Annotated in this window: 15 protein-coding genes; 4 read left to right on the top strand and 11 right to left on the bottom strand. The window is 62.6% G+C overall.

The window, feature by feature from the left end; translation table 11 throughout:
- Positions 1 to 95: 95 nt before the first annotated feature.
- Positions 96 to 251 carry a hypothetical protein gene (locus ABGT65_RS10435; protein ID WP_346701966.1) on the bottom strand — a complete coding sequence of 52 codons (156 nt, stop codon included), beginning with the start codon at positions 249 to 251 and terminating at the stop codon, positions 96 to 98.
- A 139-nt stretch (positions 252 to 390) separates the two neighbouring features.
- On the bottom strand, positions 391 to 978 hold the full coding sequence (ruvA, locus tag ABGT65_RS10430; RefSeq protein ID WP_346701964.1) for a Holliday junction branch migration protein RuvA: 588 nt from the start codon (positions 976 to 978) through the stop codon (positions 391 to 393).
- Between the two features lie 323 nt (positions 979 to 1,301).
- On the opposite strand from ruvA, the gene ABGT65_RS10425 reads away from it, so the two are divergent.
- Positions 1,302 to 1,889, top strand: a complete 588-nt coding sequence (locus ABGT65_RS10425) for an OmpH family outer membrane protein (protein ID WP_346701963.1) — start codon at positions 1,302 to 1,304, stop codon at positions 1,887 to 1,889.
- 107 nt (positions 1,890 to 1,996) lie between these two features.
- Positions 1,997 to 2,797, top strand: coding sequence for a diadenylate cyclase CdaA (gene cdaA / locus ABGT65_RS10420; RefSeq protein WP_346703084.1), 801 nt, complete (start codon positions 1,997 to 1,999; stop codon positions 2,795 to 2,797).
- Positions 2,798 to 3,056: 259 nt separating this feature from the next.
- Here cdaA and ybaK read toward each other — a convergent pair whose 3' ends face one another.
- Complete coding sequence (gene ybaK, locus ABGT65_RS10415; RefSeq protein WP_346701961.1) at positions 3,057 to 3,539, bottom strand: Cys-tRNA(Pro) deacylase; 483 nt, start codon at positions 3,537 to 3,539, stop codon at positions 3,057 to 3,059.
- Positions 3,540 to 3,660: 121 nt separating this feature from the next.
- On the opposite strand from ybaK, the gene ABGT65_RS10410 reads away from it, so the two are divergent.
- Both ABGT65_RS10410 and ABGT65_RS10405 read left to right on the top strand, forming a co-directional pair.
- Positions 3,661 to 4,323: an HAD family phosphatase gene (locus tag ABGT65_RS10410; RefSeq protein ID WP_346701959.1), complete on the top strand. Its 663-nt coding sequence runs from the start codon at positions 3,661 to 3,663 to the stop codon at positions 4,321 to 4,323.
- A gap of 322 nt (positions 4,324 to 4,645) precedes the next feature.
- Positions 4,646 to 5,011, top strand: a complete 366-nt coding sequence (locus ABGT65_RS10405) for a DMT family protein (protein WP_346701957.1) — start codon at positions 4,646 to 4,648, stop codon at positions 5,009 to 5,011.
- An 82-nt stretch (positions 5,012 to 5,093) separates the two neighbouring features.
- Here the strand turns inward: ABGT65_RS10405 and ABGT65_RS10400 are convergent, their stop codons facing one another.
- The 8 genes from ABGT65_RS10400 to ABGT65_RS10365 all read right to left on the bottom strand — a co-directional run bounded on the left by ABGT65_RS10400 (position 5,094) and on the right by ABGT65_RS10365 (position 15,506).
- Positions 5,094 to 6,164 (bottom strand): choloylglycine hydrolase family protein, encoded by a 1,071-nt coding sequence (locus ABGT65_RS10400; protein ID WP_346701956.1) that lies wholly within the window; start codon positions 6,162 to 6,164, stop codon positions 5,094 to 5,096.
- A 56-nt stretch (positions 6,165 to 6,220) separates the two neighbouring features.
- On the bottom strand, positions 6,221 to 6,958 hold the full coding sequence (gene rd / locus ABGT65_RS10395; RefSeq protein WP_346701954.1) for a rubredoxin: 738 nt from the start codon (positions 6,956 to 6,958) through the stop codon (positions 6,221 to 6,223).
- A gap of 252 nt (positions 6,959 to 7,210) precedes the next feature.
- A complete protein-coding gene (locus ABGT65_RS10390) occupies positions 7,211 to 8,953 on the bottom strand; it encodes a hypothetical protein (RefSeq protein WP_346701952.1) in 1,743 nt (580 codons plus the stop codon).
- A 2-nt stretch (positions 8,954 to 8,955) separates the two neighbouring features.
- A complete protein-coding gene (locus ABGT65_RS10385) occupies positions 8,956 to 11,934 on the bottom strand; it encodes a tetratricopeptide repeat protein (RefSeq protein WP_346701950.1) in 2,979 nt (992 codons plus the stop codon).
- Between the two features lie 181 nt (positions 11,935 to 12,115).
- Positions 12,116 to 12,355 (bottom strand): hypothetical protein, encoded by a 240-nt coding sequence (locus ABGT65_RS10380; RefSeq protein WP_346701948.1) that lies wholly within the window; start codon positions 12,353 to 12,355, stop codon positions 12,116 to 12,118.
- Between the two features lie 39 nt (positions 12,356 to 12,394).
- Positions 12,395 to 13,501, bottom strand: coding sequence for a BT_3928 family protein (locus ABGT65_RS10375; RefSeq protein ID WP_346701946.1), 1,107 nt, complete (start codon positions 13,499 to 13,501; stop codon positions 12,395 to 12,397).
- On the bottom strand, positions 13,498 to 14,184 hold the full coding sequence (tmk, locus tag ABGT65_RS10370) for a dTMP kinase (RefSeq protein WP_346701944.1): 687 nt from the start codon (positions 14,182 to 14,184) through the stop codon (positions 13,498 to 13,500). Before tmk ends, ABGT65_RS10375 begins: the two co-directional genes overlap by 4 nt.
- Before the next feature lie 101 nt (positions 14,185 to 14,285).
- On the bottom strand, positions 14,286 to 15,506 hold the full coding sequence (locus tag ABGT65_RS10365; protein WP_346701942.1) for a cysteine desulfurase: 1,221 nt from the start codon (positions 15,504 to 15,506) through the stop codon (positions 14,286 to 14,288).
- Positions 15,507 to 15,510 lie beyond the last annotated feature (4 nt).

Raw genomic sequence — 15,510 nt, 5'->3', positions numbered from 1 at the left:
GTGCAAATTTACAAAAACAATCCGATTTACGAACTGAAAACGGAAAAAATCCGCGCTCAGCATCCCGGAAAGGCAAAAAAAAGAGGGCAGCCCTGCTATCCTCTTTTTTTCCGGTACGTATAATCCTTGCGCGTATGTTGCAACCGCTGCAACTTGCGTTGTTTCCACCCATAGGACAGAATCACCAGCACGACAGCCACGACAATGACCCCCAACAAAATATACAAAAATCCGATCGGAAACTCTTCCATGGGTTGATTCGTTTAACTGGACTGTTTGACTGTTGCAAATATAACACAATAACTCTGCCAAAAAAGGCGGAACAGGAAGCTTTGGGTATTTAACGTTTCAAATGACCTTTACTGCTCAGGAAAAAGACTTTTCATCCTATCAAAGCCGCTTCAAAGCCATCCGCACGACCTCTTCGACGGGGGCCGACGGAGATTCGCGGACGACACCCCGCACGGCCTTTTCCGCCGCCGTGCGGGCAAAGCCCAGCATGACCAGCGCCTCCAAAGCCTCTTCGACCACCCCGCCGTCGGGGGCCGCAACCGAGGGGCCCTCCTCGCCGATGCCCAGTGTCATGAGTTTTCCGCTCAGGTCGACGATGATCTTCTGCGCCGTCTTGAGCCCCAGGCCCTTGACATTCTTCAGCAGAACGGCGTTCCCCGACGAGATGATCCCCTGCAACTCCCGCGGCGAATAGGTCGAAAGGATCATCCGGGCCGTATTGCCCCCCACGCCCGACACGCTGATCAGCAGCCGGAACAACTCCCGCTCGACCTTCGTCGAAAAGCCGTATAACAGCTGCGCATCCTCCCGCACCACATAATGCACAAAGAGCTTCGCCTCGGAAGCGTGTTCGATCGCCGAGAAGGTTTCGAGCGAAATATGCAGGTAATAACCCACCCCGCCGGTCTCGATAACGGCGTAGGCCGGGGCTACTTCGGCAACGGTTCCCTTGATGTATTCGTACATGACTCCACTACAATTTCAAATCCCGGATCTTCCCGAATCGCTTCCATCTTCTCCGAGGCGGCCCGGCTTCCTCCGACACCTCCCGGACGCCCCGTTCCTCGTCGGGCCCGCCGCTGAAAAAACAGGGCCTGTCTCCTAAAAAACCGAATCCGCAGCCTCCGGAAAAACCAACCCTGCGACCCGGTTTTACCCCCGGAAAAACCGACAATCCGGTCCGTTTCCGAACGTATGCGAAATTTTATGATCCGTAAGACAAAAATAAAGATTTTTTTTTACCTTTGTGTTTCAATAACGGAATATTTAACCAAACAGTATAAATCGATATGAAAAAAACGCTATTCCCGGCACTGGCTGCGTCGCTTCTTCTCGCGGCTTGCGGCCCGAAAAACGCAGAACAGACCCAGGCCGCAGCCGAAACGGCGACCCAGCAGATCGTTTCGAGCGACATCGCATACGTCCAGGTCGAGGCCGTGCTCGCCCAGTGCGACCTCTACCAGACCGAAGGCGTAGCTCTCCAGGAGAAGACCCAGAAGGCGCAGAAGAGCTGGGCCCAGCGCGAAAAGAACCTCCAGGCCGAAGCCTCCCAGTTGCAGGAGAAGTACGAAAAGGGTCTCATCACCTCGCGCGACGCCCAGGCCCAGCAGGAGAGCATCCAGAAAAAGGTCGCTTCCTACCAGGCCAACGCCCAGAAAGAGGCCCAGACCCTCGATGAAGAGAACTTCGTATTCTCGAACCGCGCCCAGGACCTCCTCCAGCGCGCCGTCCGGGAGATCAACGCCGACGGAAAATACAAACTCATCATCAACGCCTCGGCGCTCATCGATGCCGATACGACCCTGAACATCACCCCCGCCGTGCTGGCCAAGGTCAACGAACTCTATGCCGCCGACAAAAAGAACGACCAGAAATAACCCCGGGCTCCCGGGATTAAAAAACCGGCTTCCCCGGCAGGCGGAAGTCGGTTTTTTTTCATACATTTGTGAAAACAATAGCAAACCACGATAAATTTACGACTGCGATGGGATTTGTGCCGTTCACATTCGTCGACCTGATAGACATCATCCTCGTGGCCCTGATCATGTACTGGATCTACCGCATGACCAAGGGTACCAATGCCCCCTACATCCTTTCGGGAATCATCGCCGTGTACCTGCTCTGGGTTGTCGTGAAAACCCTCAACATGGAACTTCTCTCCACGATTCTCGGGCAACTCATCTCCGTGGGGGCCATTGCGCTGATCATCGTTTTCCAGCCCGAACTGCGGCGGTTCCTGCAGATGATCGGAATGCGGCAGAAGCACTTCAACTTCATCACCCGGATCTTCTCCACCGGCGAGGACACCATACAGACGAACATCTCACCCATCGTCACAGCCTGCCGCGAAATGGCCGAGGCGAAGACCGGAGCACTGATCGTCATCGGACAGCAGAGCGACCTGCGGCTTATCGCCGAGGGGGGCATCGCACTCGACGCCAAGGTCTCCACGCCGCTGTTGAAAAACATCTTCTTCAAGAACGCCCCGCTGCACGACGGGGCCATATTGATCGAAGGCGACCGGGTCGTTGCCGCGAAGTGCATCCTTCCGGTGACGCAGAGCGACGTTCCGAAGTCGTTCGGGACCCGTCACCGTGCGGCCATCGGCATGAGCGAGATCTCCGACGCCATCATCATCGTCGTCTCCGAGGAGACCGGCGAGATCTCCATCGCCCAGGGCGGCGATATTCGCCAGCACCTCGATCCGGCACGCTTGCAGCAGACCCTGCAACGCTATCTCTCCAGCAACACCCGCAAACGCTCCAAAAACGAAGTTGCCCAATAACCCCCGCCCAAGAGCCGCCGGTTTAAGGAACCGGTTTTGTGGGCTGCTGAACTCGTGAATGGTTTCCGCGGCGTGAATCCGCGTCCAACGTTCGAAGTGCGAAACTGCTTCGGGAACCATTCGCTTGCACCTTCGCCCCTAAAGCCTGCCTAAGAAGCGGGCGCACTTTGACGATGCAAAAAGCACCCGTTTAAGAGCCTGGTTTTGTGGGCGAAGGGATGTTGAAAGGTTCGGAAGCAAATCTCCGCTCCCGACCCTGCTAAGAAAGGGAGACGAAGGATGCGCGGACGTAGGCCGCCAGCGCCTTCGGGTCGAGACGCAGCTGCAACCCCCGAACCCCCGCACTGACGTAGATAAACGGAAGCGCCGCAGCCGAATCGTGAATATAGGTCGGGAATAGTTTCTTCATGCCGATCGGCGAACAGCCCCCGCGGATATAGCCCGTCACGGGCAGCAGATCCTTCATCGGAATCAAATCGCACTTCTTGTTGCCCGAGACCTTTGCGGCGGCCTTCAGGTCGACCTCGTGGTCGCCCGGGACCACACAGACGAAATAGCCCGTGCGGTCACCCTTCAACACAAGCGTCTTGAAGACCGTCGAAATATCCTCGCCCAGCTGCTCGGCGACATGCGTGGCCGCAAGGTGCTCCTCGTCGACCTCGTAGGGAACCAGTTCGTAGGCGATCTTCGCACGGTCGAGCAACCGGGCGGCATTTGTTTTTTCGATTTTTCCGCGTGACATCTCTTGTTCGGCTGATACGACGCAAAGGTAATGCTTTTTCCCAAAAAGTCTCCCCGTGCGTGCGATTTATGGAAAATCGCGAATTTTGCCTATCTTTACGCCTCGAAAAACAGAACTCACGATGAAAAAAGCGGCCTTATTCGACATGGACGGCACGCTGGTGGACAACACCGCGGCCCATATCCGGGCCTTCGAGATTTTCTGCGCACGCTACGGCGTGACGGACTGGAAGGAGCGCCTGAACCAGGGTTACGGCATGGGCAACGACGACATCATGCGGATGATCATGCCCGAGGAGGTGATCCGCACCAAGGGCCTCGCGGCGCTGGCCGAAGAAAAGGAGGCCATCTACCGCGAAATCTACGCCCCTGAGATCCACCCCGTTGCGGGGCTGCGCGAACTCCTCGAAGGGCTTCACACCCGGGGCGTGCGGTGTGCCGTCGGATCGTCGGGCTGCCGGAAAAACGTCGATTTTGTGTTGGAAAAGTGCGCCATCGGGCCGTGGTTCGAGGCCCGGATTTCGGGCGATGCGGTCACGCACTGCAAGCCCGATCCGGAGATCTACCTCACGGCCGCGGCAGCGCTGGGCGTGGAACCGGCCGACTGCGTGGTTTTCGAGGATGCCAAGGCCGGGATCGAGGCAGCACGCCGGGCCGGAGCCGGGCGTATCGTGGCACTGGCCACCACGCTTCCGCGCGAGGTGCTGGAACGGGAGACCGAGGCCGACCGGATTGTCGACACCTTTGCCGACCTGCGGGACCTCGACGCCCTGCTGGCCGACTAACCCCGCGGCTGCAGCAGCCGACGCACCACCCGAAGCCGCAGGACCGGACCGAGCCACGGTGCCGGAACAGACGGCAGAAAAAGAGACAGAGTTTCGTGAAGAGTCCCGCGACGCAGCGGCGGCGCCCGCGGAACAGCGCCCAAGGCCCCTTGCGGGCCACCCTGTCGGGCGGAAGCATCACCCCGCAACGGACCAGCCACCGTCTCCGGCGCTCCGAGAACGTGTAGAGCGGCGTGTCGACCGCTCCCGGCGCAAAATGCGACAAATGAACCGACATATCGAAATTTTACCTATTTTTGCGCCGTTTTCAAGCATGAAACTTATGTTCCGGGGATTTGCCACCGTTTTGCTGCTCGTCATCTCCAACGCCTTCATGACGCTGGCCTGGTACGGGCATATCGCCTTCAAATCGCGGCTCGAACGTTTCGGGGCCATGGCCATCATCTTCCTGAGTTGGGGCATCGCCCTCTTCGAATACTGCTTCCAGGTCCCGGCCAACCGCATCGGTTCGGCCGAGTTCGGGGGGCCCTTCTCGATCTGGGAGCTCAAGGTCATCCAGGAGGTCGTCTCCCTGCTGGTCTTCACCGTCTTCGCGCTCGTCTTCATGAAGTCCGACACCCTGCGCTGGAACCACCTCGCAGGTTTCCTCTGCATCATCCTGGCCGTCTACTTCATCTTCCGCAAATAAAAGCCCCGGTCCCGCAACGAGGACCGGGGCTTTACCGGCTTGTCGATCCGCCGGACGGACTCCCGCCCGGCGGCCGAAGCAATCAGCTCTTCACCGTGATCCGCTCCACGGGCTGCTGCTGCACGCGGTCCAGCGGATGCGACTGGTAGCGCACCTTCCCGAAATCGATCTGCGAAAGGTCGATGCAGCGGATCGTGTTGTTGTAGGCCGTCTTGTAGTAGAGCAGACGGTGGGTCAGGTCGATGGCCGAGGTCCACTGCGTGGCGCTCGGGATGTCGGGGCACTGCCCGGCGGGGTGTTCGAGACCGATCGGCACGTCGAAGTTGTTCAACAGGTGGAAGCACTCCTGCACCGTCTCGAAAGCCGTGGCCCGCTGCGGAGCCGTGGCCCGGAAGAAAGCCGCACGCACGAACCGCGACGGCGGCGTGTCGTCACCCGGCAGTCCGAGGAATCCCGCCGTAGCGCCGAAGGCCCGCAGCGCCTTTTCGCCCACCTGGTAGGGTTCAACGTCCCCCGGACGGAGATTCACGTAGTTGTTCAGGTTGGTCACCTGCCACTCGAAGCCGGGCGCGTTGGTCAGCACGCCGACCTCGTTCTCGTAGAAGTGCGGCACGCCCCCGACGATCTCCAGCACCACCTGACGCCCCGACGGCTCACCGATGCGCCAATGCACGACGGCATTGGCTTCAAGCCCCACGATGCGGACCTTTCCGATCGCGGCCTTCACCTCGTCGATCGTCGAGAACTGCGTGAGAATCCATCCGGCAACCTGCAAGTCGACCAGCGTGCGGTTGTCCTGCGCCGGGTCATAAGTCTCGTAGCCGCCGTACTGCGGGAAGAAGAAGAGCCCGGCCGAAAGTCCCGCTTCGTTGATCCCCTCGGCGATGAACGCCTGCTCGACCACGGCCAGCCCCACCACGCCGTAACGCGCCGTGTAGGCGAGCCCCTGGCCGCCGGTCGGTGTGAGCGAGTGCAGCGCCTGCCCCCGCGGAATAATGACGTACATGCTCTCCAGAGCGCTGCTGCCCCATTCGATCGTGCGCGACTGCACGTAACTGCCGTCGGCAGCCGTCAGCGAGATACCCGTGCAGGCCAGGGCCTGGAGGGTACCGCACAACGCGGCGACACCCAATAATCCGATTTTCAGTTTCATGTGATTTTCCTGTTTAAAACGAGGGCTCCGGGCCGTTGCATCCGGCCCGGAATCCCCTACTCCTCCATCGGCCGAAAGGCATCCTTCGAAAGTCCGCAAAGCGGGCAGGCCCAGTCGTCGGGAATCTCCTCGAAGGGCGTACCGGGAGCGATACCCGTCTCGGGATCACCCTTTGCGGGGTCGTAAACGTAGTCGCACGCCGTGCATTTGTAACGCCGCGGAATGGCCCGGTCGGCCACCTTCCGCCAGTCGACAAGCTCCCACCACGCCGCCACGAAATCGGCCCGGCGGTTGCGGTAGTCGATGTAGTAGGCGTGCTCCCAGACGTCGACCGTCAGCACCGGACGCAGCCCCTCGGTCATCGGATTCCCGGCATTGGGTTTGGCCACGATCGAGAGTTTCCCCGACCGGTCGGCGGCCAGCCACACCCAGCCCGAGCCGAAGAGCCCTACGGCTGCCTTGGCGAACTGCTCCCTGAAGGCCTCCACTGATCCGAATTCGGCGGCAAGTTTGGCGGCCAGCGCCTCGGGCATGGCTTTCGGCGCCGGGGTCAGCATTTGGAAAAAGAAGGTATGGTTCCAGGCCTGTGCGGCGTTGTTGAAGACGGCTCCGTCGGCCCGGCGCACGATCTCGTCGAGCGGCATCGCCTCGTAGGGGGTTCCGGGAATCAGCCGGTTCAGGTTGTCCACATAAGTCTGAAGGTGTTTCCCGTAGTGGTAGTCGAGCGTCTCCCGGCTCATCTTCGGGGCAAGGGCTTCCATCGCATAGGGAAGCTCGGGCATCGCATGTTTCATAACGATTCGGTTTAAAATTGTACACGGGTTGCGGCGTTTTGTCGCAACCCGTGTACAATATAGCAAAAATTCCGCACCGTTATTCGTTCCGACCGAAAAGAAAGATCATTCGGCCGGTTTTCGCCGCACCCCGGGGGTTCGCCCCCGCCGGGGAGCCGCACACGGTGGACCTTTCCCCGCCCTTCGACTGGCAAGGAGCCGAGGCCCGGAAATCTTTCTCTTTCCCTCCCCGGCAGAAAAATCCCGCAGCCGTCAGAAGTTGGCCTTGATGCCCGCAACGAAACGGGCACCCAGTTCGGGATAGCGGGCAAAGTCGTAGAGACGCAGGTTGACGAGGTTGCTGCCCTCGACGAAGAGCGTCACGCGGTGCGAGACCCGCCAGTCGAAGTGCGCCCGCAAGTCCACCGTAAAGGGAACCTTGAAGGCCGGCAGGTAGCTGATTTCATCGGAAAACAGGTAGTCGATCGTCGTCCAGCGGCGTTCGTTCTCCATGCGGGCCTCGACCCCGAACGAGACCTTGCGTCCGGTGTAGGTCACCCCGACATTCCCGACGAACGACGCCTCGCCGTTGTCCCAGTCGGACTCGACGTTGTAGAAGCGGCCGTGCACCCCGAGATCGAACATCAGCGAACTCAGCGGACGGTACTCGATCTCGCCGTTGAACGACGTCACGGTCTGGCGTCCCAACTGCGGGATGAAGGTCGAAGCGAAGGTTTCGTATTCGCCGTCCGCACCCGAGCGTTCGAGGAGTGTCGCCCAAAAGAGGCGGTTGTCCTGTACCGAGAATCCGGCGTAGACCCGGTAGGCGAAGCGCTTGCTCCACAGCGTGCCGCCCAGCCCCGCCCGGAAGTTGTAGTCTACGGAGCTCTTGTCGAGCCACGTCCCGTGCGCCACGTAGGGATTTGCGGCGGTCAGCGTGCGGAAATCGTTCGGACGGACCGTACCGTCGGCCTCGAAGAAGGGTTTCAGACCCGGCGTCCCGAGGTTGAAGTCCAGGCGTGCAAAGGGGATGAAGTAGTCTCCCGTTTCGGTCAGTGCCTCGGGGTCGCCCGGCATCTCGACCCGGTCGTGGTAGTAGTCGCCCCCGACTTCGAGCCCGACGACCCCGCCGGCAAACCGATAGCGCAGCGAGGCCCGGATCAGCTGCTGCCGGTAGTCCGACAGCCACTGCTGTCCTCCGAAATAATCGTAACCGATTCCCAGCGAGAAGCTGCTGCGCACGAAACCCTTGGCAATCCGCCCTTCGGCTCCGATGTTCAACTGACGGCCCGTCTCCCCGACATCGGGACGCTCGGAGTGGTCGAAGAAGAGGTCGCCGTGCAGCGCCACCTCGAAGTTCACCCGCGAAAGGTCCTGGAAATCATCGCCGAAGCGCAGCGACAAGGCCGCATTGCCGTAATCGTTCATCCCGTCGCCGCCGAAATCCACCGCCCCGACGCTCTCCGGGACCGTCGTATAGCTCCCGTAGCGGTGGTACATCCGGTTGTCATAGGAGAGTTCCCCTTCGAGGATGTGGCGCCCGAGGTACTTGCCCGCAGCTACCCCGGCCCGGTTGTACATCCGCGTGGAGTTGTTCTTCGCGTCGATCTCGTTGGCGATCTTCGAATAGCTGCCCTCGTGGTTGACGTATCCGATCACGTAGCCCGTCGAGGGGTTCTGCGTCGTGGCGTAGAAGTCCACGACCGAATTGAGCGGATAGCCCGCCCCTACCTTCAGGTAGAAGGGCAGCGGGCGGTTGAACTCCCAATAGGTGACCGTCGCCGGGCGGATCGGGCGCGTCGTAAGCGTCGTGCGCAGCGACAGCGGCGTCACCGTATAGTCGATCTCGGGACGCATCCGCGTCGTATCGGTCATGTCGGGCTCCACGGCCAGTTTCAAGGCGCTCTCCACCTTCGGGACATAGGCCTTCGTCACCTCGACCCGTTTCTCGACCTGCGCCGCAACCAGCTGCGGCAGCACCGCCGCACAGGCGGCTATCATCCACAATCTTTTCATGGTCAGTTGAGTTTTGCGATTCGCGCCTTGGCCTCCTCCACGATTCCGTCATCGGCGGGCGAGTAGCCGTCGGCCACACTCTGCCACGTGGCCCGGGCCTGGAACGTGTCGCCCTTGCGGACGTAGACTTCGCCCAGCAGCAGGTAGGCCTTGGCCAGCCAGTAGGGTTGCGGATCCCGCTCCGAAAAGGCGAAGACCTCCTGTTCGGTGCGGTCCAGCGCCCCCTCGGCGAATATCGCCTCGATCACGCGGTAGGCGGCTTCGGAACCCTCCTTTGTGCGCACCTCCGCGGCCAGTTCGCGGTAGAGTTTCCCGGCAGCGGCCGCATCGCCCGCCTCGCGGAGCTGCGTGGCCAGAGCGTATTTCGATTCGCGCAGGGCCACCGTCCCGGCATCCTTGCAGGCCGCGACATCGGCGGCCATCGCGGCAATCTTCGACGCATCGCCCCCGGCCACCGTGGCCCGCACGTAACCCGTCATGGCATCCTCACGCCCGGTCCGGCTCGGTGCGGCATCGTACAACCGCCGGTAGGCCGCCGCCGACTCGTCCCAGCGCCGCTCCTCGAAGGTTATCTCGGCGAGTTTCTCCAGCACCGGAACCGTATATTGCGTCGTACCCTGCTCGGCCAGCTCCGTGAGGGTCTCGATCGCCCGCTCGCGGTCGTCCGCCACGAGGTAGCAGTCGCTCAGGTAGTAGAGCGCATCGGTGCGGTAGGAGCCCTTGGGGTAACTCTCCACGTAGTTGCGCAGCGAACGGGTCGCCGCCTCCCGGTCGCCGTCGAGGTAGAGTTTCCGCGCCGCGGCGAACGACAGCGAGTCGCGCGACAGCGCCGTCAGGTCGCTCTCCACCCCCGCCCTGGCGGCATACTCGAAGTAGGCGTCAACATCGCCCTCCGAGACGTAGATCTCCCGGATGCTCTGCATCGCATCCCGGGCCTCGGAGGATTGCGGGGCCGACCCCACCACGCGGTCGTAGCAGGCCAGCGACTTCTGCTTGTCCCCGAGGTTCAGGTAGGCCAGACCCAGGTCCGACCACGCCTGCATGACACGCGGCGACGAGGGGTATTTCGCCACGAACCGCTCCAACTGGGCGGCACCCTCGGCGTATTTCTCCTGTGCGATATAGCTGCGGCCCAGTTCGTAGGAGGCCTCGTCGGCATAGTCGCCGCCCGCCGCCTCGATCTGGCGCAGGGCCTGCTGTTTCTGCTCCGTGCGGCCCAGGATGCCGAGCGTCACGGCCCGCTTGTACTGGGCGTACTCCTTCTCGGGGGTTCCCAGCGCAATGGCCCGGTCGTACTCCCCGACCGCCTCCTCGAAGCGCCGGTCCGCATAGGCCACGTCGCCCAGCCGGTTCAGGGCATCGGCCCGGTAGCGGTCGCGCGGGGCGTAGGCTCCGAGGAATTTGCGGAACGACGCCCCGGCCTGTTCGGGGTCGTTGCGGTCGAAGGCGCAGTAACCCAGGTTGTACCACGCCAGCGCATATTCACGCTCGCTGCGCGGCGCACGCTTCAGGTAGGCGTTGTACTTCGCGGCCGCCACGGCGTAATCCCCCTCGGAGAAGGCGATCTCACCCTGCCAGAAGGTGCTCAACGCCGTATATTTGGGGCTGATGTTCGCCGACTGCGACTCGGCGAAGCAGGCCCGGGCCGCCCGCAGGTCGCCCGCCTTGTAGGCCTCCAGCCCGCGGAAATAGGCGATCTTCTGCAGCGCCGCACGGATCTCCGCATCGCCCGAAGGCATCGACTTGATGGCCCGGTAGGCGGCATCGTAGTCGCGGGAGTTGTAGTAGGCCGCAATGAGCAGCGTCCGCGCCTCGGAGGCCCGCGGCGACGCGGGGTAACGTTCGATATAGCGGGTCAGGAGGTTGATCGCCCCGTTGAAGGCCCCGCCGCCCAGTTCGTACTGCAGTTTGGCGTAGTTGAACAGCGCGTCCTCGGCCACCGCGGCATCCAGCGACTCGTCCGCGGCCATCGCAAAGGCCTGCATCGCCCGCTCCTTGTCCCCGGCCCGCAGGTAGCAGTCGGCCAGGTGGTAGGAGGCGTTCTGCGTCAACGCATCCTCCGCGCCGCACGCCTTGCGCAGCCATTCGGCAGCCTCCCCGTAGCGGGCCGTGCGGTAGAGCGAGAAGCCCTCCAGGTAGCAGGCGTCGCGGTCCATCTCCCCGCCCGCACTCCGGTAGGCGGCCAGATGCTCCAGCGTGCGGTTGAAATCCTCCAGCCGGAACCACGACTCGGCAATCACCCGTTCCAGCTCGGCTCGGCGCTCCGGAACGGCCTTCCGGGCCAGTTCTTCGCCGTGCTCCACGACGTAGCGGTAGTTGCCCTCGCGGAATTCGATCTGAAGCAGGTAATAGGGAACCAGCGCCCCGTAGGCATCGCTTCCTTTCAGCGCCTCGAAGCCCTGCTTGGCCCGCACATAGCGCCCCTCGGCATAGTCGATATAGGAGAGGTAATAGCGTGCATGGTCGGCATATTCGCTGCGGCTGCCGATCCGGTCGAAATGTTCATAGGCCGCCTTGTAGTCGCCTTCCGAGAACTCGACATACCCCATGCGGATGTCGTACTGCTCGCGGCGCGGGGCGCTCAGGGCGTTGTAGTTGGTGCGCTCGAAGGCCTCGCGGGCCCGGGGCATGTTCCCCGCGGCGCAATAGAACGATCCGAGCGAGAAGCGCACGTCATTGGCATAGACCGATTCGGGATAGCGGTTTTCGAATTCGCGCAGGGCCGCTTCGGCATCGGCGCTGCCCAGCTCCACGGCGCAGGCCGCCAGGTAGTATTCGATCTCCTGCGAGAGCAGGCGGTCCGCAGGTTCGAGCGCCTCGCGGGCCCGCAGCAGTTCGTGGCGGGCATCGCTCCAGCGGCCGTAGCCGAAGAGGTCGCGGGCCCGCCGCACCAGGGTTTCGGGATCGGAATCCGCAGCCCGCACAACGGGCAGCGAGAGCGTGAACGCCACTATCAGCGTCAGGATCCGGGATTTTCGCATACGCAACATCAATGGGTCAGAAACGGTACCTCGGGAGCCCCTGCGGCCTTGCGGACAAGCCTCCCAACCGGGATTCTCCGCTCCGCAACGCCGGGCCGCACTCCCGAACGGCCAACAATCGGACAAAGATAACAAATTTATTCGACAGCCCGCCGTTCAAGGAACGGAATTTGCCGCAGGCTTATTGTTCAAGCCCCTGCACCGTGATACGCCGGTAGTCGGAAACCGCTATCGCATAGTTGAAATGCGCCTTCACCACCCGGTCGCGGCCGAACAGCTCGCCCGGCATCACCGCGCCCCGCTCCACCCGTTCGCCCTGCGAGACAGGGACGTCCAGAGCCTGTCCCGCCCGGATACTCTCCGGGCCGTCCGGAACCGCCGCCCTGAAAAAAGAAAAAGTCGACTCCCCGCAAGGAGTCAACTTTCATACCATACGCCGCGCGAAACGCCCCGCGCGCCCCTACGGACGAATATCCCGACAGTTCCTTTTAGCCGTGATCGTGCCGTCGTCCAGCGTCACCAGCCCGTTTTCGGCCCGCAGCATCGTCCGCATCGTCGAGGCGTCGATGTTGTAACACCGCACCTTCCCGGTTCCGAAGTCGTGCCACATCTCCCCGTAGAGCGGGTCGGGCGTCAGGCAAACCACCCCGGCACCCTCCTCGCGGGCCCGTTCGACCAGCCGCGCCATCCGCCGCGCACAACCCCGCGGCAGGCGGTCGAACGCCGTGACGCAGAGCATGTAGACCCGACCCGGGCGGGTGATCACCTCCTCCGTGGCATCGCCCTCGGCATCGTGCAGCGCGAATTCACTCACCAACGGCCGGACCGACGGCACATCGCTCGTCGTGCGCGTATCGACCCACTCCCATTTCGTATCGTCCTGCCACTCGGGGTCCTCCAGCGCGAATTCCCGCTCCTCGCCCGTCGCCCGGTTGCGGTAGACGAGCACCGTCTCCGTCTCGCCCGCCTCGACGACCGGAGCCTGCATCGCCTCGTGGATGTTCACCCCCACCTTATAGGGCAGGAAATCGATGAGCGGAAGGTGGATATAACAATAGTAGCCCAGGTACATCGACAGTGAGAAAAAGAGACAGGTCAGCACGATCTCCAGGGGTTTGAAGGCGAAGATCTTGTCCGGGCGGTAACGCCACCACACCACCACGGCCATCGGCAGCAGCACGAGGTTCTTCACGAAGGTCTCCCACGGCGTGAGCTTCAGCGCATCGCCGAAGCAGCCGCAGTCCTCGACCGGCAGCACCGTGGCGCTCAGCAGCGTCAGCACCGTGAAGAAGAGCATCGACACCACCGCGAAGATCGAAATCAGCCGGATCCGCACCTTGAAGAGCAACATGCAGCCCATCATCAGCTCGGCGCCGCACAGCCAGATCGAAAAGGTCATCGACGCAGGCTGCAGCCACTCCATGCCGTAGATCGAGAGGTATTCGTTCACCTTCAGGGCCGTGCCCCACGGGTCGATCACCTTCGTGAAGCCCGAGAAGATGAACGTCACGGCCAGGATCACCCGGCAGATATTGGTTGCGATCTTGAATCCCCGGGTCCTTCTCATCGTGCGTCGATTATCGGGGCCAACACCCCGCGGATTTTTTCGAATATGCCCTCCGGGCTCTCCATCGCGCCCGCCGGCGTACTGCAGTCGACCACGCGCAGCGAAGCGTCCCGCGCAGCCATCGAAAGGTAGACCTCGCGCACCCGGCGCTGGAGATCCAGCGCATCCTCGTGGATGTCCCGCGCACCCTGCAGGTAGCGGCGGTCGTCACCCTCGCGCGTCTCGGCGAGCTTCCGCTCCGTGAACGAGAAGGGCACGTCGAGGAACAGCGACACGTCGGGACGCGGCAGGGCGTTGTGCCCGAACTCCAGGTCGAGGATCCACCGCGCCAGCCGTTCGCGCGCCTCGCCGGCAGGGAGCTTCGCACACTGGAAGCCCACGTTCGACCAGACGTAGCGGTCCAGAATCACCGCCCGACCCTCCGAGAGCCATTCGCGGATCATCCCGCCCGCTTCGGCCCGGTCCCCGGCAAAGAGCAGCGCCACCAAGTAGGGGTCCACCTCGTTCACACCCCCGAATTCGCCCCGCAGGAAGCGGGCGATCAGTTCGCCGTAGACTGGCGCGTCGAAACGCGGGAAATGAACGTATTCACTCGCTACGCCCCGCTCCGCAAAGAGCGACCGCAACAGCCGTATCTGGGTCGATTTCCCGGCTCCGTCCAGACCTTCGAGTACGATGAACATGGGTTTTCTTGGGTTTTTCTTGGGTTTTCTTCAGTGGTTCGCTATCCGCCGCAGCTTTTTTGCCGTTTTCCGTCGTTTTCCGCAGTCCGGTCGTCGCTTTTTCAGTTGCGCAGCATCCGGACGGCCCGTTCCACGCCGGCCGCCAGCGCATCGACCTCCGCCGCCGTATTGTACAGCGCAAACGACGCCCGGCACATGCCCGTCACGCCGAAGTGCTCCATGACCGGTTCGGCACAATGCTGCCCCGTCCGGATTGCGATGCCCAGTTTGTCGAGGATCATCCCCACGTCGTAGGGGTGCACCTCCTCGATGTTGAACGACACGATGGCGCACTTGTCCGTCGTCTCTCCGTAGATGCGCAGGCCCTCGATGGCCGAAAGGCGTTCGGTGGCACGCCTCAGCAGCGCCGATTCGTGCGCCTCGATCTCCGCCGCGTCGAAGCGTTCGAGGAACCGGACCGCCTCGCCCAGCCCGATGGCGCCGATGAAGTTGGCCGTACCTGCCTCGAATTTCAACGGTACGGGCGCAAAGGTCGTCCGCGCGAACGACACCCGGTCGACCATATCCCCGCCGCCGAGGAAGGGCGGCATCCGGTCCAGCAATTCGCGCTTGCCGTACAGCACGCCGATGCCCGTCGGGCCGTAGAGCTTGTGGCCCGAGAAGGCATAGAAGTCGCAGTCCAGCGCCCGGACGTCGGCACCGCCGTGGACCACGCCCTGGCAACCGTCGACCACCGCAATGGCCCCGACGGCATGGGCCGCCTCGATGACGGGCCGCAGGTCGGGACGCGTACCGAGCGTATTCGAGGCCTGCGTCACGGCCACCACGCGCGTGCGGGAGTCGATGAGCGTCGGAAGCAGGTCCGTGCGCAGCGCCCCCCGGTCGTCGAACGGAAGCATCCGCAACTCGGCTCCCCGCCGCCGGGCGACCAACTGCCACGGAACGAGGTTCGAGTGGTGCTCCATCTCGCTCACCACGATATTGTCCCCCGCGCCGACAAACGCATCGCCCCAGGCGTAGGCCACCGTATTGAGCGACGCCGTAGCCCCGGCCGTGAAGACCACCTCCTCCTTCGACGAGGCGCCGATGAAGTCGGCGATCCGCTGCCGCGCCGCCTCGTAAAGTTCCGTGGCCTCCTCCGACAGGAGGTGCACGCCCCGGTGGATGTTGGCATTCCCCTCGCGGTGCAGCCGGTCGACGGTCTCGATCACCGACAGCGGCTTCTGCGCCGTGGCCCCGCTGTCGAGGTAGACCAGCGGACGTCCGTAGACCTTGCGCCCCAGGATCGGGAACTCCTCACGTATCTTTTCGACGTCGAACATGCCG

The sequence above is a fragment of the uncultured Alistipes sp. genome (assembly GCF_963931675.1).
GTDB lineage: Bacteria > Bacteroidota > Bacteroidia > Bacteroidales > Rikenellaceae > Alistipes.
Note: the sequence above shows the minus strand (reverse complement) of the source record. Positions and strands in the feature narration are given on the sequence as shown.

Excerpts from the sequence above, each read along its gene's own strand:
- ABGT65_RS10385 (WP_346701950.1), bottom strand. The coding sequence starts at position 11,934 with ATGCGAAAATCCCGGATCCTGACGCTGATAGTGGCGTTCACGCTCTCG.
- cdaA (WP_346703084.1), top strand. The coding sequence starts at position 1,997 with ATGGGATTTGTGCCGTTCACATTCGTCGACCTGATAGACATCATCCTC.
- ABGT65_RS10390 (WP_346701952.1), bottom strand. The coding sequence starts at position 8,953 with ATGAAAAGATTGTGGATGATAGCCGCCTGTGCGGCGGTGCTGCCGCAG.
- ybaK (WP_346701961.1), bottom strand. The coding sequence starts at position 3,539 with ATGTCACGCGGAAAAATCGAAAAAACAAATGCCGCCCGGTTGCTCGAC.
- rd (WP_346701954.1), bottom strand. The coding sequence starts at position 6,958 with ATGAAACATGCGATGCCCGAGCTTCCCTATGCGATGGAAGCCCTTGCC.
- ABGT65_RS10365 (WP_346701942.1), bottom strand. The coding sequence starts at position 15,506 with ATGTTCGACGTCGAAAAGATACGTGAGGAGTTCCCGATCCTGGGGCGC.
- ABGT65_RS10435 (WP_346701966.1), bottom strand. The coding sequence starts at position 251 with ATGGAAGAGTTTCCGATCGGATTTTTGTATATTTTGTTGGGGGTCATT.
- tmk (WP_346701944.1), bottom strand. The coding sequence starts at position 14,184 with ATGTTCATCGTACTCGAAGGTCTGGACGGAGCCGGGAAATCGACCCAG.
- ruvA (WP_346701964.1), bottom strand. The coding sequence starts at position 978 with ATGTACGAATACATCAAGGGAACCGTTGCCGAAGTAGCCCCGGCCTAC.
- ABGT65_RS10400 (WP_346701956.1), bottom strand. The coding sequence starts at position 6,164 with ATGAAACTGAAAATCGGATTATTGGGTGTCGCCGCGTTGTGCGGTACC.
- ABGT65_RS10425 (WP_346701963.1), top strand. The coding sequence starts at position 1,302 with ATGAAAAAAACGCTATTCCCGGCACTGGCTGCGTCGCTTCTTCTCGCG.
- ABGT65_RS10375 (WP_346701946.1), bottom strand. The coding sequence starts at position 13,501 with ATGAGAAGGACCCGGGGATTCAAGATCGCAACCAATATCTGCCGGGTG.
- ABGT65_RS10410 (WP_346701959.1), top strand. The coding sequence starts at position 3,661 with ATGAAAAAAGCGGCCTTATTCGACATGGACGGCACGCTGGTGGACAAC.
- ABGT65_RS10405 (WP_346701957.1), top strand. The coding sequence starts at position 4,646 with ATGTTCCGGGGATTTGCCACCGTTTTGCTGCTCGTCATCTCCAACGCC.